Origin of the sequence: Streptomyces sp. NBC_00461 (genome assembly GCF_036013935.1) — a bacterium.
Lineage (GTDB): Bacteria > Actinomycetota > Actinomycetes > Streptomycetales > Streptomycetaceae > Streptomyces.
The window spans coordinates 7,947,033-7,970,489 of the sequence record NZ_CP107902.1 but is presented as its reverse complement, the minus strand read 5'-3'; the positions used below and the strand labels follow the sequence as shown (position 1 = coordinate 7,970,489).

Annotated in this window: 17 protein-coding genes; 6 read left to right on the top strand and 11 right to left on the bottom strand. The window is 70.1% G+C overall.

From position 1 onward, the window contains the following. Nucleotides 1-8: 8 nt before the first annotated feature. Nucleotides 9-1,280 carry an ABC transporter substrate-binding protein gene (locus OG870_RS36925; protein ID WP_327691931.1) on the bottom strand — a complete coding sequence of 424 codons (1,272 nt, stop codon included), beginning with the start codon at nucleotides 1,278-1,280 and terminating at the stop codon, nucleotides 9-11. 269 nt (nucleotides 1,281-1,549) lie between these two features. On the opposite strand from OG870_RS36925, the gene OG870_RS36920 reads away from it, so the two are divergent. The 4 genes from OG870_RS36920 (at nucleotide 1,550) to OG870_RS36905 (ending at nucleotide 6,688) form a co-directional block, all read left to right on the top strand. Continuing rightward, nucleotides 1,550-2,782, top strand: coding sequence for an ROK family transcriptional regulator (locus OG870_RS36920; protein WP_266591158.1), 1,233 nt, complete (start codon nucleotides 1,550-1,552; stop codon nucleotides 2,780-2,782). A 133-nt stretch (nucleotides 2,783-2,915) separates the two neighbouring features. Next, on the top strand, nucleotides 2,916-4,886 hold the full coding sequence (locus OG870_RS36915; RefSeq protein ID WP_266591157.1) for a glycoside hydrolase family 97 protein: 1,971 nt from the start codon (nucleotides 2,916-2,918) through the stop codon (nucleotides 4,884-4,886). 49 nt (nucleotides 4,887-4,935) lie between these two features. After that, nucleotides 4,936-5,142 (top strand): hypothetical protein, encoded by a 207-nt coding sequence (locus OG870_RS36910; RefSeq protein ID WP_266591155.1) that lies wholly within the window; start codon nucleotides 4,936-4,938, stop codon nucleotides 5,140-5,142. 880 nt (nucleotides 5,143-6,022) lie between these two features. Then, nucleotides 6,023-6,688 (top strand): hypothetical protein, encoded by a 666-nt coding sequence (locus tag OG870_RS36905; protein WP_327691930.1) that lies wholly within the window; start codon nucleotides 6,023-6,025, stop codon nucleotides 6,686-6,688. A 27-nt stretch (nucleotides 6,689-6,715) separates the two neighbouring features. Here the strand turns inward: OG870_RS36905 and OG870_RS36900 are convergent, their stop codons facing one another. From OG870_RS36900 to OG870_RS36860, 9 genes are all read right to left on the bottom strand, one after another. Continuing rightward, nucleotides 6,716-8,242: an NCS1 family nucleobase:cation symporter-1 gene (locus OG870_RS36900; RefSeq protein WP_266591153.1), complete on the bottom strand. Its 1,527-nt coding sequence runs from the start codon at nucleotides 8,240-8,242 to the stop codon at nucleotides 6,716-6,718. A 118-nt stretch (nucleotides 8,243-8,360) separates the two neighbouring features. Beyond that, nucleotides 8,361-9,383, bottom strand: coding sequence for a TIGR03842 family LLM class F420-dependent oxidoreductase (locus tag OG870_RS36895; protein ID WP_266591151.1), 1,023 nt, complete (start codon nucleotides 9,381-9,383; stop codon nucleotides 8,361-8,363). Nucleotides 9,384-9,394: 11 nt separating this feature from the next. Then, nucleotides 9,395-10,798, bottom strand: coding sequence for a dihydropyrimidinase (gene hydA / locus OG870_RS36890; protein WP_266525012.1), 1,404 nt, complete (start codon nucleotides 10,796-10,798; stop codon nucleotides 9,395-9,397). Nucleotides 10,799-10,913: 115 nt separating this feature from the next. Beyond that, complete coding sequence (locus OG870_RS36885) at nucleotides 10,914-11,756, bottom strand: nitrilase-related carbon-nitrogen hydrolase (RefSeq protein ID WP_266525010.1); 843 nt, start codon at nucleotides 11,754-11,756, stop codon at nucleotides 10,914-10,916. A gap of 155 nt (nucleotides 11,757-11,911) precedes the next feature. Next, nucleotides 11,912-13,477, bottom strand: coding sequence for a PucR family transcriptional regulator (locus tag OG870_RS36880; protein ID WP_266525004.1), 1,566 nt, complete (start codon nucleotides 13,475-13,477; stop codon nucleotides 11,912-11,914). Between the two features lie 26 nt (nucleotides 13,478-13,503). Next, the gene (locus tag OG870_RS36875; protein ID WP_266525002.1) at nucleotides 13,504-14,787 is read right to left on the bottom strand and encodes an aspartate aminotransferase family protein; all 1,284 of its coding nucleotides are present in this window, start codon (nucleotides 14,785-14,787) and stop codon (nucleotides 13,504-13,506) included. Continuing rightward, nucleotides 14,784-15,626, bottom strand: a complete 843-nt coding sequence (locus OG870_RS36870) for a nitrilase-related carbon-nitrogen hydrolase (protein ID WP_266591149.1) — start codon at nucleotides 15,624-15,626, stop codon at nucleotides 14,784-14,786. The genes OG870_RS36875 and OG870_RS36870 overlap by 4 nt, the downstream gene beginning before the upstream one ends. A gap of 192 nt (nucleotides 15,627-15,818) precedes the next feature. Next, nucleotides 15,819-17,459, bottom strand: coding sequence for a hypothetical protein (locus tag OG870_RS36865; protein WP_266591147.1), 1,641 nt, complete (start codon nucleotides 17,457-17,459; stop codon nucleotides 15,819-15,821). A 126-nt stretch (nucleotides 17,460-17,585) separates the two neighbouring features. Next, nucleotides 17,586-17,837, bottom strand: a complete 252-nt coding sequence (locus OG870_RS36860; RefSeq protein ID WP_266591145.1) for a helix-turn-helix domain-containing protein — start codon at nucleotides 17,835-17,837, stop codon at nucleotides 17,586-17,588. A 32-nt stretch (nucleotides 17,838-17,869) separates the two neighbouring features. On the opposite strand from OG870_RS36860, the gene map reads away from it, so the two are divergent. Together map and OG870_RS36845 are read left to right on the top strand one after the other, a co-directional pair. Then, nucleotides 17,870-18,637 carry a type I methionyl aminopeptidase gene (gene map / locus OG870_RS36855; RefSeq protein ID WP_266524995.1) on the top strand — a complete coding sequence of 256 codons (768 nt, stop codon included), beginning with the start codon at nucleotides 17,870-17,872 and terminating at the stop codon, nucleotides 18,635-18,637. 413 nt (nucleotides 18,638-19,050) lie between these two features. Next, nucleotides 19,051-21,585: an ATP-dependent Clp protease ATP-binding subunit gene (locus tag OG870_RS36845; protein ID WP_266524993.1), complete on the top strand. Its 2,535-nt coding sequence runs from the start codon at nucleotides 19,051-19,053 to the stop codon at nucleotides 21,583-21,585. Here the strand turns inward: OG870_RS36845 and ggt are convergent, their stop codons facing one another. Further along, nucleotides 21,586-23,397: a gamma-glutamyltransferase gene (gene ggt, locus OG870_RS36840; protein ID WP_266591143.1), complete on the bottom strand. Its 1,812-nt coding sequence runs from the start codon at nucleotides 23,395-23,397 to the stop codon at nucleotides 21,586-21,588. It lies immediately after the preceding gene. Nucleotides 23,398-23,457: the final 60 nt, after the last annotated feature.

The following is a 23,457-nucleotide window of genomic DNA, read 5'->3' as shown; positions in this document are numbered from 1 at the left end:
AGGGCCCCTCAGGCGATCTTCTTGAGTTCGGCCTCGACCCGGGTACGGGCCTTGGCCACCTCGGACTCGGGGTTCTTTCCGCTGACCACGGCGTTGTTCACCATGTCCTGGGAAATCGTCATCATGCCCTGGGTCCAGTACGGGTCGTCGTAGTGCCCGTTGGTCCCGAAGAGCTTCACCGCCTCGGCGGCGGTGCCGCTCTGCAGCTTGGTGGCCTTCGCCGCCAGGCTCTTGCGCGGGGGGATGTGGAAGCCGTAGGAGGTGCACCAGTCCTCCTGGAGCTTCGTCTGCTCGATCCACAGCCACTTCACGAACGCCTTGGCCGCGTCGACGTCCTTGGCCTTGGCGCTGACGTACGTGGACCAGCCGCCGTTGTAGACCACTGGGCGGCCGGCGCTTCCCATGCCGGGCAGCGGGACGATGCCGAAGTCGTCGCCCAACGCCTTCTTGATGCCGGGCATCGCCCACAAGCCGCACCATTGCATCGCCGTCAGGCCTTGGATGAACGCCGACGGGTCGAACCAGTCGGTGGGCGCGCCGAGCAGCAGCGACTTGCTCGTGTACAGCTCGCGCATCTTCTTCAGGCCCTCGACCGTCGCCGGGGTGTCGAAGGCGACCTTGTGGTCGGCGGTCAGCAGTTCACTGCCGGTGGCCCAGACCAGTGGACTGGCCAGGATGTCGCTGCCCCCCTTCAGGCCAAGGTACAGGCCCTTGACCCCGCCCTTGTCGAGCTTGCGGGAGACCTCTATCAGCTCGTCGAAGGTGGTCGGGGGCTGGACGCCCGCCTTCTCCAGCAGGCTCTTGCGGTAGTACAGGAACTGCGGGTCGTCGATCATGCGGATGCCGTAGACCTTGCCGTCCACCGAGTTGGCGGCCAGGTCCTTCTCCGTGAAGTCGGACTTCACGTCCGCGATGATGTCGTCCAGCGGCACGATCTGCCCGGACTTGGCCATCTGGACGTCGGGGTGGAACTCGAAGACGTCGGGGCCGCTGCTGGAGACCAGGCCGCTGGAGAGCTTGGAGGCGAAGTCACCGGGGATCCACTGCACCGACACGTCGGCCTTGGTGTACGCCTTCGCGTAACGCAGCGCCGCCTGCTGGGTGCCCGCCTCGCCGTACTGGTGGTACCACTGGCTGATCGCCGCCTTACCGCCGGAGCCGGCGCCGCGACCGGTGTTCCCACCGCACGCGGCGAGGAATCCCGCCGCCGCCACGGTGCCGGAGGCGCGCAGGAAGGACCTGCGGCCGAACGATCTGCTGGGGTTCTGCTCAGGGGACATGGCCACCTCTGCTGTGAAGTACGGGTGTGGGTCCGGGGCTTGGGGACGGGGCCGCGACGGCGGGTGATGGTGCTGTGGACGGCCGCGGAGTGCGGCCGGGATGAGCGCGACGCGAAGCCCGCGGGGTGGTGGGCACACAATCGGAGGGGGAATTCCTGCCGCTGACGGGGTTGCAGCGAGCGGAGCGAGACGCAGGTTATGCGCGCTACACCCCTTCGTCAACAAGCCAGAAAAAGTCCGTGCACGGCAGTTCCAACGGCGTGCAGCGCGTGGATACGATCAGGCGCCCCAGCCGCATCGAGCACAGGACGACGTCGTTGAAGCGGACGTACCAGGACATTCGCCGGACCAACCGTTTCGCCGTGATGCGGCATCTCATCGCCTCGGCGCCCGTCGTCAGGCGCGACATCGCCGCGGCCACGGGCCTGTCGGTGGCCACCGCCTCCGACATCGTCAACGAGTTGCACGAGTTCGGGCTTCTGGCCGAGATCGGACAGCAGGCCTCGGGCGGCGGACGCCCGCGGAACCTTCTCGCCCCCAACCCCGAGGGCCCCCGGATCATCGGCGTCGACATCGCCGAGACCTACGTCCATGCCGAGGTCTTCGACCCCGCTCTGCGGGTTCTGGCCAGAGCCGAGTGCGAACTGCACCCGCACACCAACTCGCCGGACTACGTCGTGGACCGGATCGTCCGCGGCATCGACGACGCGATCGCGCAGGCGCAGGTGGATCGCGGCAGGATTCTCGGGGTCGGCGTCAGCATTCCCGGCCAAGTACGGCCGGACGGCACGGCCTCCGTCTTCGCCCCGAACTGGCGGTGGAACGACGTGCCACTGCCGGCCCTGCTCACCGAGCGGCTCCCTGATGTGCCGATCATCCTCGACAACCCGTTGCGTGCGAGCACCGTCGCCGAACTGTGGTTCGGTGCCGCCCGCGGCCACGACGACGTCGCCGTCCTCACCCTGGGAACCGGCGTCGGCGCGGGCCTGGCCGTCCAGGGGGCGCTCTACCGCGGAGCCACGAACACGGCCGGCGAATGGGGCCACACCAACCTCGTCATCGACGGCCGCAAGTGCCGCCGCGGATGCGTCGGATGCGTGGAGACCTACGTCGGCGCACCCGGCATCATGCAGCATCTCGCGGAGACCGACCCGGACAGCCCGCTCCTGCACCCGGACGACCAGACGGCGACCATCCACGCCCTGGCCACCGCCCACGCGGCCGGCGACCCCGCCGCACAACGGGTGATCGCCACGACCGGTCAGTACCTCGGCATCGCCATCGCCAACCTGATCAACCTGTGCAACCCGCAGATCATCGTGCTCACCGGCTGGGTCGCCGACAGTCTGGGAAGCGCCGTGCTCCCGCACGTACGCGACACCGCCGCCCGCTACGCACTCGCCGAACCCTGGGAAGGCACCGAGATCAGTCTCTGCCCCATCGACCGCAACCCGGTCAGCCTCGGCGCGGCGACCCTCGTCCTGGAAGCATTCCTGTCCTGACACCCCTGCTGTGAGCGGCTCCAGCTTGAGGACGGAACCCCGCGCGTGCCCAACTACGCCTGCGACCAGGCACGTTTGACCTTGTTTGTCCGTGTTCAAATCGAAATGCATGCAACGGAGAGGTGCACGAGTCATGGCAGATTCAGCGAACCGCGCCATACCTGAACAGCCGTCGACCGGCGCCCCGGGACGGCTCTCGCGGCGTCGACTCCTCCAGGGCGCCGCCGTCACCATGGGAGCCGCGGCGCTGGGTGCCGGCGCCGCCGGGACGGCCGCGGCGGCCGACGCCTCGGTCACCGCGACGGCCCCCGACGGCAGCAACACCATCACGATGTCGCTGACTTCGGGCGCGCTCAGCTGGTCGGCGAAGCGAAAAGGCGCGACGGTGGTCGACACTTCGACTCTCGGCCTCAAGCTGAGCGACGGGACGGTGCTCGGCGCCGCCGGCACGGTGATCACCAACTACCAGCACTGGACCACCGACAACACCTGGACTCCGGTGTACGGCCGCAACGCGACCGTCCGCGACCGGTACCAGGAGATGCGCTGGAACCTCCAGGACACCGCCTCGCTGATCAACTTCAGTATCCAGATCCGCGCCTACCCGACCGGCGTCGCCTTCCGGTACGTGCTGCTCGGCAAGGGCACCGCCACCGTCGCCGACGAGCTGACCACGTTCGCCTTCCCCGACAGCACCCTGGTCTACAGCGCGCGTGACGAGGACCTCTACAACCCGGTCGCGCCCGGCTCGATCCCCTCCACGGGCACCTCGACCACGGACAACGGCCCGCTGACCGACCTGCCGCTGACCGCCACCTACGCCGGCGGCAGCCTGATCGCCTGCATCTGCGAATCCTCCCGTCTCAACTTCCCGCGCCTGATGCTCAGCTCCGTGTCCGGGCAGCCGGGCACCCTCGCCGCCTACCTGATGGAGCACACCGCCCGCGGTTCGGACACGGTCCAGACGACCTCGACGGTCACCACGCCGTTCGCCACGCCCTGGCGGGCGGTAGTGACCGGCTCCACCCACGCCGAACTGGTCGACAACGCCGAGCTGGTGCTCAACCTGGCCCCCGCGAACGCGTTGGCCGACACCTCGTGGATCAAGCCCGGCAAGGCCTTCCGTGTACAGCTGACCACCGCCGCCGGGATGGCGGGCGTCGACTTCGCCGTGGCTCGCGGCCTGCAGTTCATTGAGTACGACGGCGGCTGGTACGGCGACGTCAGCAGCACCGACGCGACGAAGCCGATAGCGGCCATCGACCTGCCCTCGGTCATCTCCTACGCCACGAGCAAGGGCATCGGCGTCATCCTCTACGTCGACCGCAGAGCGGCGGGCAACCCCGACAGCCTGTTCAGCCTCTACAAGAGCTGGGGCGTCGCAGGGGTCAAGCTCGGATTCGTCGACGACGGCACCCAGGCGATGACCAACCAGATCACGAACTGGGCCAGGACGGCAGCCACGTACCACCTGCTGATCGACATGCACGACGACATGCGGCCGTTCGGCTACGAACGGACGTACCCGAACTGGGTCAGCATGGAGGGCGTGCGCGGCAACGAGAACTTCCCGACCGCGAGCCACAACGTGACCCTGCCGTTCGCCCGGAACATCGGCGGCCCGATGGACTACACCATCTGCTACGGCCAATCGCGGGACCGGACCACCAACGTCCACCAGATGGCCATGGCGGCGGTCTTCTACCAGCCGCTGAACTTCCTGTACTGGTACGACTCGCCGTCCAAGTTCGCCAACACGTCCAACTGGCCGGGGCTGCCATGGTTCGACGCCATCCCCACCACCTGGGACCAGAGCCACGCCCTCGCCGGGTCGATCGGCCAGTACGCCGCCGTCGCCCGCCGCCACGGCGACACCTGGTTCCTCGGGGCGATGACCAACGAGACGTCCCGGACCCTGTCGCTCCCGCTGACGTTCCTGGGCGGCGGAACATACACGGCGACCGTCTACGCCGACGGCACCCCGGGCACCAGCGCGTACCAGACGCCGGTCGTGGTCAGCACCCGGACGGTCACCTCGGCCACCACGCTGAACGTGGCGATGGCTCCCGCGGGCGGCCAGGCGATCATCCTCAAGCCGAGCTGACGCGAAGGACGCGGGTTCAGTCGGTGATGGTGATGTACTTCCGGGCGCCGTGGGTCGTGGAGTTGACGGAGTCGCCGGAGGAGCCGTCGACGTACGACGGGCCCCGCCCGCGATGGCCGCCAATGCCCTGGTCGGCCTACAGCACCAACAGGCCACCGGACCGGACCGGGCGGAACCGGTCGCGGTGACGTCCAACCAGATCGCGGTGCCCCCGGCGCCGATGGGCTGGACCTCGTGGAACACGTTCGATCGATGACCAGGGAGAACGTGTCCGAGTCCGAGGCTGTCGAGTCCACGAATGCCGTGGACGACCAGTTGATCTGACGAGTTGGCGGGCCGGGCCCGGGCCGACATGGCGGTCATGTCGCTCGGACCCCACCGGCAAGGGCCAGGCCCGCTGGACCACGCGCTGGAAGACCGTGCTGAACGCCTTCGACATCACCCTCGAACATCGCCTTCGACGGCTGTTCTCATGCAGGGCGGGGCTCTGCGAGCGCGTCGTCTCCGTCATGATCCCAGGCTGCTGAACCGTGCACGCCGCGTGCAACCGGTTATGCCCGGCGCGGGGCCACCAGCCCCGACTCGTGGGCGTACAGCACCAGTTGGGTCCGGTCGCGGACGCCGAACTCAAGCCGGCGCGCATCAGCGTCTGGGCCGTCGACGAGGCCCACCCCGGCCGTCGTGCCTCCCCGAGCGGCAGTCCGGCCGTAGAGCGAAGCCGCCCTCCGCGCGCGGGGCCCGGGTCCCGGGGGACCGGGCTGTCCGGGGGGCCGGGGGACCGGGGGGACCGGGGGGACCGGGGGGACCGGGGGGACCGGGGGGACCGGGGGGACAATACGAGTCGAGGACGACGGCGCCGCGGACCCGGCGCACCCGTCCCCGCCGGGCTTCCCAGGACTCCCTGCGCTCGCCCGTACGGGTCGAAGCAGGGTGTGCGGCTGCGCGTGCGGGGCTTCCGCGTCGTCTGGGTCGTCACCGCGAACCGGCCGCGCCCACGGCTCGTCGGCCCCGCGTCCGGTAACCGCGCGGGCACGGAGCGAGTTGACACTTCCGTCTCACAGGGACTCATGTGAGACTGGCGCCCCGTCCGCAGTGCGGACCTCCTCCGCACACCGTCCCCCACCGAAAAGTGTGCCGTGCGCGATTTTCCTCTGCCGCTCGCTCTGACCGCGCGTCTGTCCCCGGTCGTCGTGCTGGCCGCGGCCGGCTGGGCGCTGTCGTCCGGTCCCGCGGCGACATCGGATGCCGGGCACAAGGAGGCGCCGAAGACCGACACCCAGTCGGCCACCGCCCCCTCGACGACCGCGGAGTCCAAGTCGTACGCCGCAGCCCCCGCGCCGTGCGGCAGCATCGTCGTGAAGACGCTCAACTCGCTCGTTCCGGGCGCCAAGACGGCGGGCAAGGAGATCAGGTCGACGGACGCGAAGCTCCGCCGCACCTGCTCGTGGAACGCGCTCAAGGGCTACGACTACCGCTGGCTCGACGTGTCCTTCGAAGTGATGAACTCGGACACAGCGGCACAGAAGTCGTACAAGGATCGAATTACGGATAAGAGTGGCGGAGGGGCCGTTCCCGGACTCGGTGACGCGGCCTACTCCGTCGTGAATCTCACCACCGAGGACAAGCAGCAGACGCGCGAGGGGGTGGTGATCGCCCAGGCGTCCAATGTGCTGGTGGTCATCACCTACAACGGCAGCGACTTCGAGTCGAAGAAGGCGCCCGGCACGGACGAGATCAACAAGGGTGCCATCAAGGCCGCGAAGGAAGCGGTGGCGGCCTTGGAGGACGGCCAGAAGAGCTGACCGTCCTCCCGCCCTGCCAGGATCCGCTCAGGCCTCGATGCGGTCCTTGCCGCGCAGCAGCATCAGCACCACGTACAGCACCATCGAGGTGCCGAGGCCGACCGCCCAGCCGTAGTCGGCGAGCGGCTTCAGCGCCGGGATCGGCCGCCCGTCGACCAGCGGCTTGAAGGTGGCGCCGCCGACGGCCAGGACACCGCCGGCCACGAAGGCGACGACGGCCCGCCAGTTCCAGCCGCCCGCGTACCAGTAGCGGCCCCCCGGGCGGTACAGGTCGACCAGGTCCAGCTTGCCGCGCCGCAGGATCCAGTAGTCCGCGATGAGGATGCCTGCGACCGTGCCCAGCAGACCGCCGACCAGTCCGAGCCAGGTGAAGATGTAGCCCTGCGGGTCGGAGTACAGCTTCCACGGGAAGATCAGCACGCCGAGGACGCAGGTGACGAGGGCTCCGGCGCGGAAACTGACCTTCCGGGGCGCGATGTTGGAGAAGTCGAAGGCGGGCGAGACCAGATTGGCCGCGATGTTCACGGACAGCGTCGCCACCAGCACGGTCACCAGCGCGAACAGCAGCCCGAAGACGTTGTCCGTCTTGGCGGCGAGCTGTACCGGGTCCCAGACCGTCTCGCCGTACACGGCCTGCGAACCGGAGGTGACGAGCACGGACAGCAGCGCGAACAACGTCATGGTGGTGGGAAGGCCCAGGGCCTGCCCCCACGTCTGCGCCTTCTGGGACTTCCCGTAGCGGGTGAAGTCGGGAATGTTCAGTGACAGCGTGGACCAGAAGCCGATCATGCCCATGAGGGAGGGCCAGAACAGCTTCCAGAAGTCGCCGCCCCAGCCGAGCTTGGAGGGCTGGTCGAGCAGCGGGCCGAAGCCGCCGGCCTTGTTGCTCATCCAGATCAGCATCACGATCGCGCCGACGATGACGAAGGGCGCCGCCCAGTTCTCGAAGCGGCGGATCGTCTCCATGCCCCGGTAGATGATGGCGACCTGGATCACCCAGAAGATCGCGAACGACAGCCACATCGTCCAGGCGTAGCCGCCCACGTGCGAGGCGTTGGCCCAGCTGTCGCCGATGAGCTTGCCGGCCAGGAAGTAGATCGCCTCACCGCCGATCCACGTCTGGATGCCGAACCAGCCGCACGCCACCAACGCGCGTACGACAGCGGGGAGGTTGGCGCCCCGGATGCCGAAGGAGGCCCGGGCGAAGACCGGGAAGGGGATGCCGTACTTCGGCCCCGCGTGCCCGGTGAGCAGCATCGGGACCAGCACGATCAGATTGGCCAGGCCGATGGTGAACACCGCCTGCTTCCAGTCCATGCCGACGGCGATCAGACCGGAGGCGAGCGTCCAGGAAGCCGTGTTGTGGGCCATGCCGACCCACAGGGCGGAGAAGTTGTACGTGGTCCAGGTGCGCTTCTCGACGGGGACCGGGAGCAGGTCCTCGTTGGCGTACGGCCCGCTGGGCAGCGGAGACCCCGGCGCGATCTCCACGCGCCCGTCGGTGAGAGTGACTTGGGCTGTCGGCGGTATGGCCGTGGGAGCGGTGTCGGTCATGGGCAGGCCAATCAATGAAGGGTGGGTCCGGAAAGGCCGTGCGGGGTCTCCGGCCCCTCCCCGGGGAGGGGAGGGGAGAACTGGAGTGGGGGGTGGGGAGGGGACTGGGCGGTGAGGGTCAGGAGTTGACCGCAGGGATGACCTTCGCGCCGTACGCGTCGATCACGGCCTCCTGCGCGTCGTGCATGTCGTACACGGCGAACTGGTCGACGCCCAGCTCGCGCAGCGCGTTCAGCTTCTCCACGTGCTTCTCGACCGGCCCGATGACACAGAACCGGTCGACGATCTCGTCGGGCACGAACTGGGTGTCGGGGTTGTCCGCGCGCCCGTGGTGGGAGTAGTCGTACCCCTCGCGGGCCTTGATGTAGTCGGTGAGTTCCTCGGGGACCTGGGCGGAGTGCTCGCCGTACTTGGAGACGAGGTCGGCGACGTGGTTTCCGACCATGCCGCCGAACCAGCGGCACTGGTCACGGGCGTGCGCCAGCGCCTCGGGCGAGTCGTCCTCGGTGACGTAGGCGGGGGCGGCGACGCAGATCTTGACGTCGTCGGGGTTGCGTCCGGCGGCGACGGCCGCCTCCTTGACCGCCTTGACCATGTACTCGGTGAGGTAGGGGTCGGACAGCTGGAGGATGAAGCCGTCGGCCTCCTCGCCGGTCATCTTCAGGGCCTTGGGGCCGTACGCCGCCATCCATACGGGGAGTTCGGCGCCCGGCCTGATCCACGGGAACCTGACGACCGTGCCGCCGCCGAGGTCGGCCTCGTCGCCGCGGCCGAGGGCGCGGATCACCCTCATCGCGTCGCTGATGCGGGCCAGCGTGTTGGGCTTGCGGCCCGCGACACGCATCGCGGAGTCGCCGCGGCCGATGCCGCAGACGGTGCGGTTGCCGAACATGTCGTTCAGGGTGGCGAAGGTGGAGGCGGTGACCTCCCAGGTTCGGGTGCCCGGGTTGGTGACCATCGGGCCGACCGTCAACTTCGTGGTGTTCGACAGGATCTGACTGTAGATCACGAACGGCTCCTGCCAGAGCACGGCGGAGTCGAAGGTCCAGCCGTACGTGAAGCCGTTGCGCTCGGCCCGCTTCATCAGGCTGACGACCTTCGAGGCCGGCGGGTCGGTCTGCAGGACGAGTCCGAAGTCCATTGGCGCCACTCCTAGTTGAGGTACTGACAGGTGGAGCGCGGGGTGTACACGCCGTGGCCGGCGCGTCCGGTGTACTCCCGCTCGTTGATGACGACTTCGCCGCGCGAGAGGACCGTCTCGACGCGGCCGATGGTGCGCTTGCCCTCGTAGGCCGAGTAGTCGACGTTCATGTGGTGCGTCTCCACGGACATGACCTGCTCGGCGTTCGGGTCGTAGATGACGACGTCGGCGTCGGCGCCCGGGGCGATGGTGCCCTTCTTCGGGTACATGCCGAACATCCGGGCCGGGGCCGCGCAGGCGATCTCGATCCAGCGGCGGCGCGAGATGTGCCCGTCGACGACGGCCTGGTGGAGCAGGTCCATACGGTTCTCGACGCCCGGGAGGCCGTTGGGGATCTTCGAGAAGTCCCCTCGCCCCAGTTCCTTCTGGCCCACGAAGCAGAAGGGGCAGTGGTCGGTGGAGACGACCTGGAGATCGTTCGTCCTGAGCCCCTGCCACAGCTTGGCCTGGTGCTCCTTGGGGCGAAGCGGCGTGCTGCACACGTACTTCGAGCCCTCGAAGTCCGGCTCGGCGAGGTTGTCGGTGGACAGGAACAGGTACTGCGGGCAGGTCTCGCCGAAGACGGGGAGCCCCTCGTCGCGCGCCCGCGCCAGCTCGGCGACCGCCTCCATCGCCGAGACGTGCACGACGTAGAGCGGCGCTCCCGCGACCTGGGCGAGCCTGATGGCGCGGTGGGTGGCCTCGGCCTCCAGCAGGGCCTTGCGGACCTCGCCGTGGTAGCGCGGATCGGTCTCCCCGCGCGCCAGTGCCTGCTCCACCAGTACGTCGATCGCGATGCCGTTCTCGGCGTGCATCATGATCAGGCCGCCGTTCTCGGCGGAGCGCTGCATGGCGCGCAGGATCTGGCCGTCGTCGGAGTAGAAGACGCCGGGATAGGCCATGAACTGCTTGAAGGAGGTGACGCCTTCCTCGACGAGGTGGTCCATCTCCTTGAGCGTCCCCTCGTTCACATCGGAGACGATCATGTGGAAGCCGTAGTCGATCGCGCAGTTGCCCTCCGCCTTGGCGTGCCAGGCGTCGAGGCCCTCGCGCAGCGAGTGGCCGACGCTCTGCACCGCGAAGTCGACGATCGTCGTCGTACCGCCCCAGGCGGCCGCCCGGGTGCCGGTCTCGAAGGTGTCGGAGGCGAAGGTGCCGCCGAACGGCAGCTCCATGTGGGTGTGGGCGTCGACGCCACCGGGGATGACGTACTTCCCGGTGGCGTCGATGGTCCGCTCGGCAGTCCATGCCTCGGCGGCGGAAGTGCCTGCGGCAGCGAGGGCGGCGATGCGACCGTCCTCGATCAGGACGTCGGCGTGGATCTCGTCGGACGCGGTGATGACGAGGCCACCACGGATGACAGTACGGCTGCTCATACTCCCTCTCCTACGTTTGCGCTCCGCTGGGGGGAACGGTCCAAAGGTGCGGGTCGTGTGTGGCTGGTCGCGCGGTTCCCCGCGCCCCTTGAGGGCGCGGTACACCACCCCCCGGCTACGGAGCGGTCAGCGGGGAGTACGCGTCCGGACGGCGGTCGCGGAAGAACTGCCAGCGGTCGCGGACCTCCCGCAGCTTGGCCAGGTCCAGGTCGCGGACGACGAGCTCGGTCTCCTTGTCGCTGGCCACCTCGCCCACGAACTGGGCCTCCGGGTCCACGAAGTACGAGGTCCCGTAGAAGTCGTTGTCGCCCAGCTCCTCGACCCCGACCCGGTTGATCGCGCCGACGAAGTACTCGTTGGCGACGGCCGCCGCGGGCTGCTCCAGCTGCCAGAGGTAGCCGGACAGACCCCTGGAGGTGGCCGACGGGTTGAAGACGATCTCGGCGCCCTCCAGCCCCAACGCCCGCCAGCCCTCCGGGAAGTGGCGGTCGTAGCAGATGTAGACGCCGATCCTGCCGACGGCCGTGTTGAAGACGGGCCAGCCGGCGTTGCCCGGGCGGAAGTAGAACTTCTCCCAGAATCCGGGTACTTGGGGGATGTGGTGCTTGCGGTACTTGCCGAGGTACGAGCCGTCCGCGTCGATCACGGCGGCCGTGTTGTAGAGGACGCCGGGCTGCTCCTCCTCGTACATCGGCAGGATCAGGACGATGCCCAGTTCCTTGGCCAGCGCCTGGAAGCGCTTGACGATGGGGCCGTCCGGGATCTGCTCGGCGTACTCGTAGAACGCCTTGTCCTGGACCTGGCAGAAGTAGGGCCCGTAGAACAGCTCCTGGAAGCACAGGACCTGAGCACCCTGCGCGGCCGCGTCGCGGGCCGCCTGCTCGTGCACCTGGATCATCGACTCCTTGTCGCCCGTCCACGCGGTCTGGAACAGGGCGGCACGAATCACTCGGCTCATCGGGACCTCCGGTCGCTCGGTATTCGAGCAGCCTAGGAAGTCCGAAAACCGGCTTTGAGTTGCACGGTGTCACGCATACGGGCATCCGGCGTGCCACGGTGTCACCCTGTCCCAGACCCATGTTTCACCACCGTTTTCCCAGGTCGTGGCATGTTTCAGCCCTGTTGCGCGTCATGCGCGAGGAGTGCGATGTGTACCGAGGCGGCTTGTTCGAAGTCGTCGAGGTCGACCCCGAGCCGGCCCTGTATGGCCTCCAGGCGGCGATACAGCGCGGGCCGCGAGACATGGTGGAGCTGGGCGGTACGGGACTTGTTGCGGCCGGTGGCGAGGTAGGTGCGCAGCACGGACAGCAGGTCCTCGTCGGCCGCGCACAGCAGCCCGTCCAGCTCCCGCTCGGCGAAGGACTGCACCTGCGGATCGTCCCGCAACAGCCGGATCAGACCGCGCAGATGTACGTCCTTGAGGCGTACGACGGCCGGGAGGTCGAGGACGGCCGAGGAGTCCGCGACCGCGTCGGCGACGTGCTGGGCCTCACGGAGCCCGGCCGGCACGTCGTCCCAGGCGATGCGCGGGTCGGCGGCGGCCACGACGGTCTTCGGCGACCCGGACTCGGTACGGAGCCTGGCCGCGAAGTGTGCGGTGAGCGAGGCGGCGTCCTGGTCGCGGGCGAGGCTCAGCAGTACGGCGGTGGCGCCGTCGGCCAGCTCGGCGACGAGACCGGGCAGGCCCACCAGCCGCAACACACGGTCCAGTTGGGCCGGCTCGCCGGCCCGCACGACCAGGGGCACGAACGTCCGCCGGTTGACGGGCAGTCCGGCGGCCCGCGCGCGGGGCAGCAGCTGCCGTGCCGGTACGACCCCGCTGGCCAGGTCGGTGAGCAGGCTCTGGGCGGACTGCTCCTCCCAGGTGTGGGCCGAGTTGCCGCCGAGCATGCGGTGCAGGACGAGGGCCTCGGCGGCCCGGTCGGCGAGCAGGCGCCCGGTGGCCGTGTCACCGCGGTAGCCGCACAGCATGATCTGGCCCCACCGCTCGCCACGCCCGCCGAGCTCGGCGCGGATCCAGCCGTCGCCCTCGTTGCCCCCGGCCTGCCGGGAGATGCGCTCCCAGTCGCGCAGCACGTCGTCCACGGCCGGCCGCTCCCCCGCCGTGGCGAGGACGCGGTGCGCGAGGTTGGTGACGACGACCGGACAGGCACCGTGCTGGGCGATTTCGTCGAGGAGGCTCTGCAGCGGGGCGCCCACGGTGATGAGCCCGGTCAGGGCCGTGCGCACGGACTCGGAGAGGCTGACGGCGGCGAACTTCCGCCGTACCAGCCGGGCTTGCACCTCTTCGGTCAACTCCGCGAAGGGGAAGGGCCGGTGGAGGACCACCATGGGCAGACCGCACCGCTCGGCGGCCCGGCGCATCGCGTCCGGCGGGGACGGAAAGGCCCGCCCGAGGCCGAGCACGACGGCCGCGGCCTCCGCGCGGTGCAGCGACCGGATGTACTCGGCCTGCTTCTCCTCGTCGCCTGCGAGCAGCACGCCGGTGGTGAGCACCATCTCGCCGCCGGTGAGCATCACGCCCACGTCGGGTGCCTCGGCCACATGCACCCAGCGCACCGGCCGGTCGAGCTGGCTCGCTCCGGCCACCACCTCGGGCTCCCCTGCGAGGACCCGTTCCAGGCTCAAAACCTGGCGCACCGACAGGGCGGGTTCGAAGGTCCCGAAGGTGGTGGTCATGCGGACTTCCCTTGCTGGGCCGGCTGCTACGTGAGGCTTCTCAGAGCGCGTTCGAGGATCGCGGCGCCCTCCTCGGCCTCCGCGACCGTGAGGGACAGCGGTGGGGCGACGCGCAGCGCGCTGGTGTTGTGGCCGCCGCCCTTGCCGATGAGCAGTCCGTCCGCGCGGGTCGCCTCCAGCACGGCGCTCGCCGCCTCCGGATCGGCTTCGTCGGTCCCCGGCTTGACCAGCTCGACGCCGAGCATCAGGCCACGCCCGCGCACCTCCCGCACGTGCGGCACCTGCGCGGCGACCGCCCTCAGCCGCTCGATGAGCAGTCCGCCGACGCGTCGGGCGTTGCCCTGGAGGTCGTGTTCCAGCAGGTAGTTGAGGTTGGCGAGGCCGGCGGCCATGGTGATCTGGGTGCCGCCGAAGGTCGAGATGCTGTTGGAGTCGAGGCAGTTCATGATCTCGGCACGGGCGACGACACCGCCGATGGAGCTGCCGTTGCCGATGCCCTTGGCGAAGGTGAGCAGGTCGGGAGGGCCGGCCGCGCCGTGTGCCTGCCAGCCCCAGAAGTTGTCCCCGGTGCGGCCCCAGCCGGTCTGCACCTCGTCGGCGATCCAGAGGATGCCGCGCTCGGCGAGTACCTCGCGGAAGGCGGCGTAGAGGCCGTCCGGCCCGGAGGTGAAGCCGCCGACGCCCTGGATCGGCTCCGCGATCAGGGCCGCGGGCGGGCGGGTGTGGCCGAGGAGGTCCTTCAGGTCCTCGACGCAGGCCGCGATGAAGTCGTCGTCGCTGAGCGAGGCGTACGGGCCGCGGGTGCGGACGCCCCCGTGGACGTACAGGGTCTGCAGCGGCGACAGGGAGGTGGGCGACCAGCCGCGGTTGCCGGTGATGCCGACCGCGCTGAAGGAGCGGCCGTGGTAGCTGTTGCGCATCGCCAGGACCGTGTTGCTCTGCCGGTAGGTGGTGGCGAGCAGCAGGGCGGTGTCGTTGGCCTCGGTGCCGGAGGTGGTGAAGAAGACCCGGGCGTCCGGGATGCCGCTCAGCTGGGCGATGCGCTCGGCGAGTTCGACCATCGGCCGGTTGAGGTAGAGCGTGGACGAGTGGAGGATCCGCCCGGCCTGCTCGCTCACCGCCTTGGTGACCTCGGGCAGCGCGTGCGCGGTCATCGTCGTCAGGATGCCGCCGAAGAAGTCGAGGTACTTGTTGCCGTCCGCGTCCCAGACGTGCCGGCCCTCGCCGTGGGTGATCTCCAGCGGGTCCTCGTAGTAGAGGGCGAGCCAGTCGGGCAGTACCGACCTGTGGCGGGCGTAGAGGTCGGTCACGGCTGCACCAGCCCTTCGTAGGCGTCGGGTCGTCGGTCCCGGTAGAACGCCCACTGTTGCCGCACTTCCTCGATCACGTCGAAGTCGAGGTCGCGGACCACGAGTTCCTCTTTGCTGTCGCTGGCGGTCTCGCCGACGAACTGGCCGCGCGGGTCGACGAAGTACGAGGTCCCGTAGAAGTCGTTGTCGCCGTACTCCTCCTGGCCGACGCGGTTGATCGCGGCGATGAAGTACTCGTTGGCGACGGCGGCGGCGGGCTGCTCCAGCCGCCAGAGGTAGGAGGAGAGTCCGCGGTGGGTGGCCGACGGATTGTAGACCAACTGGGCGCCGTTGAGGCCGAGTTGACGCCAGCCCTCCGGGAAGTGGCGGTCGTAGCAGATGTAGACGCCGACCTTGCCGACCGCGGTGTCGAAGACGGGCCATCCGACGTTGCCGGGCTTGAAGTAGTACTTCTCCCAGAAGCCCTTGACCTGCGGGATGTGGTGTTTGCGGTACTTGCCGAGATAGGTACCGTCGGCGTCGATCACGGCCGCCGTGTTGTAGTAGAAGCCGGACTGCTCGACCTCGAAGACCGGCACGACGATCACCATGCCGGTTTCCCGCGCGAGCTCCTGCATACGACTCACGGTCGGGCCCTCGGGCACCGGCTCGGCCCAGCGGTAGTGCTCCGGTTCCTGGACCTGACAGAAGTAGGGCGCGTTGAAGACTTCCTGGAATCCGATGACCTTCGCACCCTGGCGGGCCGCCTCGCGGGCGTGCTCCTCGTGTTTCACCACCATGGACTCGGTGTCGCCGGTCCAGGTGGCCTGGACCAGAGCGGCGCGTACGACGTTGGCCATGAGCTGCTCCTTCGGCGGGACGTCAGAGCCTCTACGCCCGTAGATGAGGCCGTAGAGGGATGAACGTAAGCCTCCGGGAGAGCCTTGCCAAGACCATCGCCGTTAACCCGCGGAGTCGATCACGTTTCGCACTCCTGTGGGTGAGCGGAGCGGCCGGTGGGAGGGAGGCGAGGGGCGAGTGGGGGAGTTTCGTCAGGCGGTGAAACCGGCTACCCGGAGGGCGTGCACCAGATCCCAGTGTCGCTCGTCCGAGACGCCCTGCGCAGCCTCCAGCAGGAGCGGTACGAGCGCCTGCGGGTCCGGCTCGGCGCTGCGGGCCGCCTCCTCTGGGGTACGGACGCGGACGTACGCGTCGAGCAGGGCCCGCACCTCCCGGCGACGGCCCTCCGCGGCCAGCGCCAGGACGGCCTGCCCTATCTCGGTGGCGGGCCGGGCGACCCCCTGGCGCAGGATCTGCTCCCCGTCGGACCCGCGCCCGGCGGCGACCAGTGCGTCCGCCGCCGCGACCAGCCGTGGGGCGGGCAGCGAGGCGGCCTCCCACAGCAGGCTCGCCCAGTCGGCGCCGAGCCCGGCGCGCTGCAGCTCCGCGGCGAGCGACGGGAAACGGTCGGCGGGCCAGTGGGCCGCTTCGACGAGCAGCGCGTGCGCCTCGCCGCTGCGGCCCTCGGCACGCAGCCGTACGAGCCCCTCGACGGCCCCGGCGACCTCGCGCACCCCTGCCGCGTCCAGCGGCTCGCCCTTCGGTTCCTGCGGCCGCTGAGCCTCCTCGGCCCCTCCGGCGAACCGGGCGCCGCGCGGGGTGCGGCCACCGGCAGCGGTCGGCGCGGGCAGGGGCGGCGCGGCGGTCGTCGGTACGACGATGGGCGCGGCCTCCTCCTCGGCCATCCCGGCGAAACGGGCACTGCCCCGACGGCGCTTGCGCTGTTTGGGGGCGGAAGGTTCGGGGGCGGGAGGTTCGGCAGTTTCGGGGGTAGCGGCCTGCCACTCGGCGGCGGTCCATGCCGGGGCAGCCTGTTCCCGCGTGGATGCTCTCGGGCCCGCGGCATCGAACCCGGCACGGCTCAGCGCGGTGCCCGGGGCCGCGGGGAAGCCGTCGTCTTCGCGGCCGTAGGAGTCGCCCGGCTGCTGCACGCCGGGCACCCGTGCCTCGTACGCACCCTGCTGAGCACCCATGGCCGCAGGGTCGTACTGGCCCTGCCCCTGCCGCTGCAGGAATCCGGCGTCTCCCCTGTCTGTCCTGTCGGTCCTGTCGGTCCTGTCGGTGCGGAACACAGACCCGTCCCCGACGCGGCCCCGGCGGACCGCCGCCGCCTGGGCGCCTGTCTCGCGGCGGTCCAACTCGGCCATGCGTGAACGCAGTTCGGCGCACCGGGCCGTCGCGCGGTCATGGTCGTCGCGGGCCCAGGCCAGGTCGAGGCGGCAGGCGTCGGCCTCCTGCTGGGTGGCGGCGAGGGCGAGCAGCCGGCTCAGTTCCGCCTGGCGTTCGGCGGCGTACCGCTGTTCGCGGAGCATGACGTCGAGCCGGTCGCCGAGGGCGTCCCGGCCGCCCGGCCGGGCGTCGTACGCGGCGAGCGCGGCTGCGTGCATCCCGCGGACCCGCTCCTTCTCCTGATGCGCGGCAGCCGGACCGGCCACGGCGGCGAGGTCCTGAAGGACCGCCTCCACCACGTCCCAGGGCGGCACTTCACGCCCCTCAAGACAGGCCCGCATCCCGTCGGGGTCGCGCTGCCAGAACACCGCGCACCAGCCGCCGCCCTGGTCCAGGCGCGCCAGCAGTCCGTTCAGGTAGTTCGCGAACTCCCGTACCCTGCCCGGGAGTTGATCCACAGCCATCGCTCAACTCCCGCCAGACCGGAGCACTCCGGTTCCGTAGGCAACACCAGTCGTGTTACGGACGCGCTACGAAGAGTTTTCGACGGGCATGCGGACTGCTCATTGCGCGATCTTGACCGATGGGCGTCACACGGGCGCCGCGGCGCAGAGTTCGACCAGTTCGTCCATCGACAGGCCGAGCGCCCGGGCGAGCGCGGCGACGGTGAAGAAGGCCGGGGTCGGGGCACGCCCCGTCTCGATCTTGCGGAGCGTCTCCGCGGAGATGCCCGCCTGAGCCGCGACGTCCGCCATGCTCCGTACGCCGCGGGCCTCGCGAAGGAGCCGGCCGAGCCGCTCGCCGCGTTCGCGTTCTTCCGGGGTGAGAGGGGTGCGCACCATGCCGTCATTCTAATACCGGTATAATAATTGGCATGGTGGAACTGAAGACAGACACATCGATCGACGCCATGTACGAGGCCGGACAGGTGGTCGGACAGGCCCTGACGGCCGTACGGCAGGCGGCCGACGTGGGCGTTTCGCTGCTGGAGCTGGACGAGGTGGCACACGGGGTGCTGCGCGCGGCGGGGGCGTCCTCCCCCTTCCTCGGCTACCGTCCCTCCTTCGCCCCGGTCCCCTTCCCGGCCGTCGTCTGCATCTCGGTGAACGACGCGATCGTGCACGGCATCCCGACGAGCTACCGGCTGCGCGACGGCGACCTGGTCTCCGCCGACTTCGGCGCCGAACTGGGCGGCTGGGCCGGCGACTCGGCGATCAGCTTCATCGTGGGCGAGCCGCGCCCGGCCGACGTACGGCTCATCGAGGCGGCCGAGCATGCGCTGGCGGCCGGCATCGAGGCCGCGGTCGTCGGCAACCGCATCGGCGACATCGCGCATGCGATCGGCTCGGTCTGCCGCGCGGCGGGGTACGGCATCATGGACGATTTCGGGGGCCACGGCATCGGGCGCCGTATGCACGAGGACCCGCCGGTCCCGAACGAGGGCCGCCCGGGACGCGGCCTCGCCCTGCGGCACGGCATGGTGCTGGCCATCGAGCCGATGCTGCTGGCCGGCGGCAGGGACGACTACCACGCGGCGGCGGACGGCTGGACCCTGCGCACGAACGACGGCTCACGCGCGGCCCACGTGGAACACACGGTGGCGATCACGGAGACAGGACCACGCATCCTGACGGCCCGCTGATCCGGGACCGGGCCCGCGACCGCCGACGGCCGTGCGTGCGCGCAGGGCGCTCCACGAACCCCCGCTGCCGGACGGTCGCCGAAAATGCTCCCCTCCCCCAACCGAACGACGGCTCACACGCCGCCCACGAGGAACACACGGTGGCGATCACGGAGACAGGACCACGCATCCTGACGGCCCGCTGATCCGGGACCGGGCCCGCGACCGCCGACGGCCGTGCGTGCGCGCAGGGCGCTCCACGAACCCCCGCTGCCGGACGGTCGCCGAAGGTGCTCCCCTCCCCCATCCGTGCGAAGGTGTTCTACGAACGCGCGCCTCCGGGTGTAACCGGCTCCCGCCCGGGTTACCCGACCCCGGCACGTCGATCAGCGAGGGCGTCCCCGGCCCGCGCAGGGACGCCGGATGGGAACGCCATGACCAGCGGCTTCAGCGGACCAGAAGGCTATGACGCCTTCGGAGAATTCCTCGCCCGCTTCTTCGGCGGCCCGCGTCAGGGCCCCCGCCAGATCGACATAGGGAGGCTGCTGAGCCAGCCCGCCCGGGAACTGGTCCGCGGCGCCGCCCAGTATGCGGCCGAGCACGGCAGCCGGGACCTCGACACCCAGCATCTGCTGCGTGCCGCGCTCTCCAGCGAGCCGACCCGGAGTCTGCTCAGCCGGGCCGGCGCAGACCCCGACTCACTGGCGTCGGAGATCGACGAGCGCTCCGGCCCTGCCCAGCACACGCCGGAGGAGGCGCCTGCGCCCACCTCGCTCTCCCTAACCCCCGCGGTCAAGCGTGCCCTCCTCGACGCCCACGACCTGGCGCGGGCGAGCGGAGCCGGCTACATCGGCCCCGAGCACGTCCTCAGCGCCCTGGCCGCGAACCCCGACTCGGCCGCCGGGCACATCCTCAACTCGGCCCGTTTCGCGCCCACCGGGCCGCCCGAGGCGGCGGACACCGCCCAGAGCCGGGCCGAGCACTCCCGCGCCACGGGCACGCCCACCCTGGACAAGTACGGTCGCGACCTCACCGAGCTGGCCCGGCAGGGCCGTATCGACCCGGTGATCGGGCGGGACGAGGAGATCGAGCAGACCATCGAGGTGCTGTCGCGACGCGGCAAGAACAACCCGGTGCTCATCGGCGACGCGGGCGTCGGCAAGACCGCCATCGTGGAGGGGCTCGCGCAGCGCATCGCCGACGGGGACGTGCCCGACGTGCTGATCGGGCGGCGGGTCGTCGCCCTCGACCTGACGGGGGTCGTCGCCGGCACCCGCTACCGGGGTGACTTCGAGGAACGTCTGAACAACATCGTCGGTGAAATCCGGGCCCACTCCGACCAGTTGATCGTCTTCATCGACGAGGTGCACACCGTCGTCGGCGCCGGAGGCGGTGGCGAGGGCGGGGCGATGGACGCCGGGAACATCCTGAAGCCGGCCCTCGCCCGCGGCGAGCTGCACATCGTCGGCGCCACCACGCTGGAGGAGTTCCGCCGGATCGAGAAGGACGCGGCGCTGGCCCGCCGCTTCCAGCCGATCCTGGTGCCCGAACCGTCCGTGCCGGACACCATCGAGATCCTGCGCGGGCTGCGCGACCGCTACGAGGCCCACCACCAGGTCCGCTACGCCGACGAGGCCCTGGTGGCCGCGGTCGAGCTGTCCGACCGCTACCTCACCGACCGCCGGCTGCCCGACAAGGCCATCGACCTGATCGACCAGGCCGGAGCCCGGGTACGGCTGCGGGCACGCACGAAGGGCACGGACGTACGGGCCCTGGAGCGCGAGATCGAGCAGCTGACCTGCGACAAGGACCAGGCGGTCGCCGACGAGAAGTACGAGACGGCGACTCAACTGCGCGATCGTATCGCCGAGTTGAAGGTGCGGATCGCGGACACCTCGGGTGGTGACGAGGCCGACGAGGGGCAGTTGGAGGTGACCGCCGAGGCGATCGCCGAGGTGGTGTCCCGGCAGACGGGCATCCCGGTCAGCAGCCTCACCCAGGAGGAGAAGGAGAAGCTGCTTCGCCTGGCGGAGCACCTGCACGAGCGGGTCGTCGGACAGGAGGAGGCCGTCGACGTGGTCGCCGAGGCGGTCATGCGCTCCCGCGCCGGGCTCGCGAGCCCCGACCGGCCGATCGGCAGCTTCCTCTTCCTCGGTCCGACCGGCGTCGGCAAGACCGAGCTGGCCCGCGCACTCGCCGAGGCCCTGTTCGGCAGCGAGGAGCGCATGGTCCGCCTGGACATGAGCGAGTACCAGGAACGGCACACCGTCAGCCGGCTGGTCGGCGCCCCGCCCGGCTACGTCGGCCACGAGGAGGCCGGCCAGCTCACCGAGGTCGTACGACGCCACCCGTACTCGCTCCTCCTGCTCGACGAGGTCGAGAAGGCGCACCCGGACGTCTTCAACATCCTGCTCCAGGTGCTCGACGACGGGCGGCTCACCGACTCCCAGGGCCGCACGGTCGACTTCACCAACACGGTCATCGTGATGACCAGCAACCTCGGCTCCGAGGCGATCACCCGGCGCGGCGCCGGCATCGGCTTCGGAGCGGGCGGCGCCGACGCCGACGAGGAGGCGCGGCGCGAGCAGATCCTCCGCCCCCTGCGCGAGCACTTCCGGCCCGAGTTCCTCAACCGCATCGACGAGATCGTCGTCTTCCGCCAGCTCACCGGCGACCAACTGCGCCGGATCACCAACCTGTTGCTGGAGAGGACCCGCCGTCTGCTGCAGGCACAGGGCGTCACGGTGGAGTTCACGGACCCGGCTGTCGACTGGCTCGCCGAGCGCGGCTACCAGCCCGAGTACGGTGCCCGCCCGCTGCGCCGCACCATCCAGCGCGAGGTCGACAACCGGCTGTCGCGGCTGCTGCTCGACGGCCGGGTCGGCGAGGGCGGCCGGGTGACGGTGGACGTCGAGGACGGCCGGCTGGCCTTCCGCACGGAGGACCTGCCGACCGCCCCCGAACTCTGATCACGGAGCCGGGTGCACCACCATCGCCGATCCGCCGCCCCGTCGTACCTTCTCCGCGGCGGCCAGCCACTTCCCGTTGGGCAGCCGCTGGACGCCCGTGGCCGCGCCGATCTCGGGGTTGAGGCTGAAGGAGTGCCCGATGGCCTCCAGCTGGGCCCTCAGGCCGCTCGCGCCGGTGTCGTTGTAGAGCGCGGGTTCGAGTTCCGTCTTGGCCGCGTTGCGCTGGCTGGCGCGCGGCGCGGCGATCGCGTCGACGAGCGGCAGGTGACGGTCGAGGAACTCGGTGAGCGTCTGCAGCACGGTGGTGATGATGGTCGCGCCACCGGGCGAACCGAGCGCCACCACAGGCTTGTTGTGCTGGTCGAGCACGATCGTCGGTGAGATCGACGACCGCGGCCGCTTCCCCGGCCCGGGCAGGTTCGGGTCGTGCACGGCCGGGTTCGCCGGGGTGAAGGAGAAGTCGGTCAGCTCGTTGTTGAGGATGAACCCGCGGCCGGGCACGGTGATCGCGCTGCCGCCGGTCTGCTCGATGGTGAGCGTGTAGGAGACCACGTTCCCCCATTTGTCGGCGACCGTGAGATGCGTCGTGTTCTCACCCTCGTACGTCGTCGGGGCCGCCGTGCCACCCGAGTTGCAGGCCGCGGGATGCCGGGGGTCACCGGGCGCGACCGGGCTGGTGAGGACCGCGTCGTCCTTGATGAGGCACGCCCGCGAGTCGGCGTACTTCTGCGACAGCAGTTCCTTCGTCGGTACGTCCTCGAAGGCCGGGTCGCCGACCCAGCGCCCGCGGTCCGCGAACGCGATGCGGCTGGCCTCCAGGTAGTGGTGCAGGTACTGGACCTCGCTCGCCTTCGAGAGGTCCGTCCTCTCCAGGATGTTGAGCGCCTCGCCAACGGTCGTGCCACCGGAGGAGGAGGGCGCGATGGAGTAGACGCCGAGACCGCGGTACGAGGTCCTGGTGGGCGCCTGGAGCCGCGCGCGGTAGGCCGCGAGATCCTTGTCGGACAGCTTTCCCGGGCGGGCGTTCCAGCCCGAACTCGCGTCCACGGGCGGCTTGTTCACGGTGTGGACGATGTCCTTGCCCAGATCCCCGTGGTAGATCGCGCCTACGCCCTTCTTGGCCAACTCCTCGTAGGTGCGGGCGAGATCGGGGTTCTTGAAGGTGGAGCCGACCGTCGGCAGCTGCCCGCCGGGCAGGAACAGCTTGGCCGTGTCGGGGAAGTAGCGGAACCGGGTCTCGTTCGAGGCCGTCTGCGAGCGGAAGGTGTCGTCGACGGTGAAGCCGTCGCGGGCGATTCGCTCGGCGGGCTTGAGGACCGAACCGAGACCTCTGCTCCCCCAGGTGTCGAGCGCGGTCTGCCAGGTGGCGGGCGTGCCCGGCGTGCCGACGCTGAGACCGCTGCTGACGGCGTCGGCGAAGGCGAGCGGCTTGCCGTTCTCGACGAAGAGGTTGGAGTCGGCGCTCAGGGGCGCGGTCTCCCGGCCGTCGATGGTGTGCACCGTACGGGACTTGGCGTCGTAGTAGACGAAGTAGCCGCCTCCGCCGACACCGGACGAGTAGGGCTCGGTGACGCCGAGAGCCGCAGCGGTGGCGACGGCAGCGTCGACCGCGTTGCCGCCCTTCTTCAGGACCTCGATTCCGGCGGCGGAGGCGTCCGCGTCGACGCTCGCGACCGCGCCGCCGTAGCCGACGGCGACGGGGGTCTTGTCGACGGGTCTGGCCGCGGCACCGGGCGGCGCCGCAGCGGCCACTGACACGACGGCGACCGAGACGGCCAGAACCGACAGTTTCCGTGCGGCGGGACGACGCATGCGCACCTCCAGTGGGGGGACCGTCCGCGCAGCTTAATCCAACGGCATGTTCCCGTCAGG

Excerpts from the sequence above, each read along its gene's own strand:
- OG870_RS36915 (WP_266591157.1), top strand. The coding sequence starts at position 2,916 with ATGGCAGATTCAGCGAACCGCGCCATACCTGAACAGCCGTCGACCGGC.
- OG870_RS36900 (WP_266591153.1), bottom strand. The coding sequence starts at position 8,242 with ATGACCGACACCGCTCCCACGGCCATACCGCCGACAGCCCAAGTCACT.
- hydA (WP_266525012.1), bottom strand. The coding sequence starts at position 10,798 with ATGAGCAGCCGTACTGTCATCCGTGGTGGCCTCGTCATCACCGCGTCC.
- OG870_RS36925 (WP_327691931.1), bottom strand. The coding sequence starts at position 1,280 with ATGTCCCCTGAGCAGAACCCCAGCAGATCGTTCGGCCGCAGGTCCTTC.
- ggt (WP_266591143.1), bottom strand. The coding sequence starts at position 23,397 with ATGCGTCGTCCCGCCGCACGGAAACTGTCGGTTCTGGCCGTCTCGGTC.
- OG870_RS36880 (WP_266525004.1), bottom strand. The coding sequence starts at position 13,477 with ATGACCACCACCTTCGGGACCTTCGAACCCGCCCTGTCGGTGCGCCAG.
- OG870_RS36860 (WP_266591145.1), bottom strand. The coding sequence starts at position 17,837 with ATGGTGCGCACCCCTCTCACCCCGGAAGAACGCGAACGCGGCGAGCGG.
- OG870_RS36885 (WP_266525010.1), bottom strand. The coding sequence starts at position 11,756 with ATGAGCCGAGTGATTCGTGCCGCCCTGTTCCAGACCGCGTGGACGGGC.
- OG870_RS36865 (WP_266591147.1), bottom strand. The coding sequence starts at position 17,459 with ATGGCTGTGGATCAACTCCCGGGCAGGGTACGGGAGTTCGCGAACTAC.
- OG870_RS36895 (WP_266591151.1), bottom strand. The coding sequence starts at position 9,383 with ATGGACTTCGGACTCGTCCTGCAGACCGACCCGCCGGCCTCGAAGGTC.
- OG870_RS36870 (WP_266591149.1), bottom strand. The coding sequence starts at position 15,626 with ATGGCCAACGTCGTACGCGCCGCTCTGGTCCAGGCCACCTGGACCGGC.
- OG870_RS36845 (WP_266524993.1), top strand. The coding sequence starts at position 19,051 with ATGACCAGCGGCTTCAGCGGACCAGAAGGCTATGACGCCTTCGGAGAA.
- map (WP_266524995.1), top strand. The coding sequence starts at position 17,870 with ATGGTGGAACTGAAGACAGACACATCGATCGACGCCATGTACGAGGCC.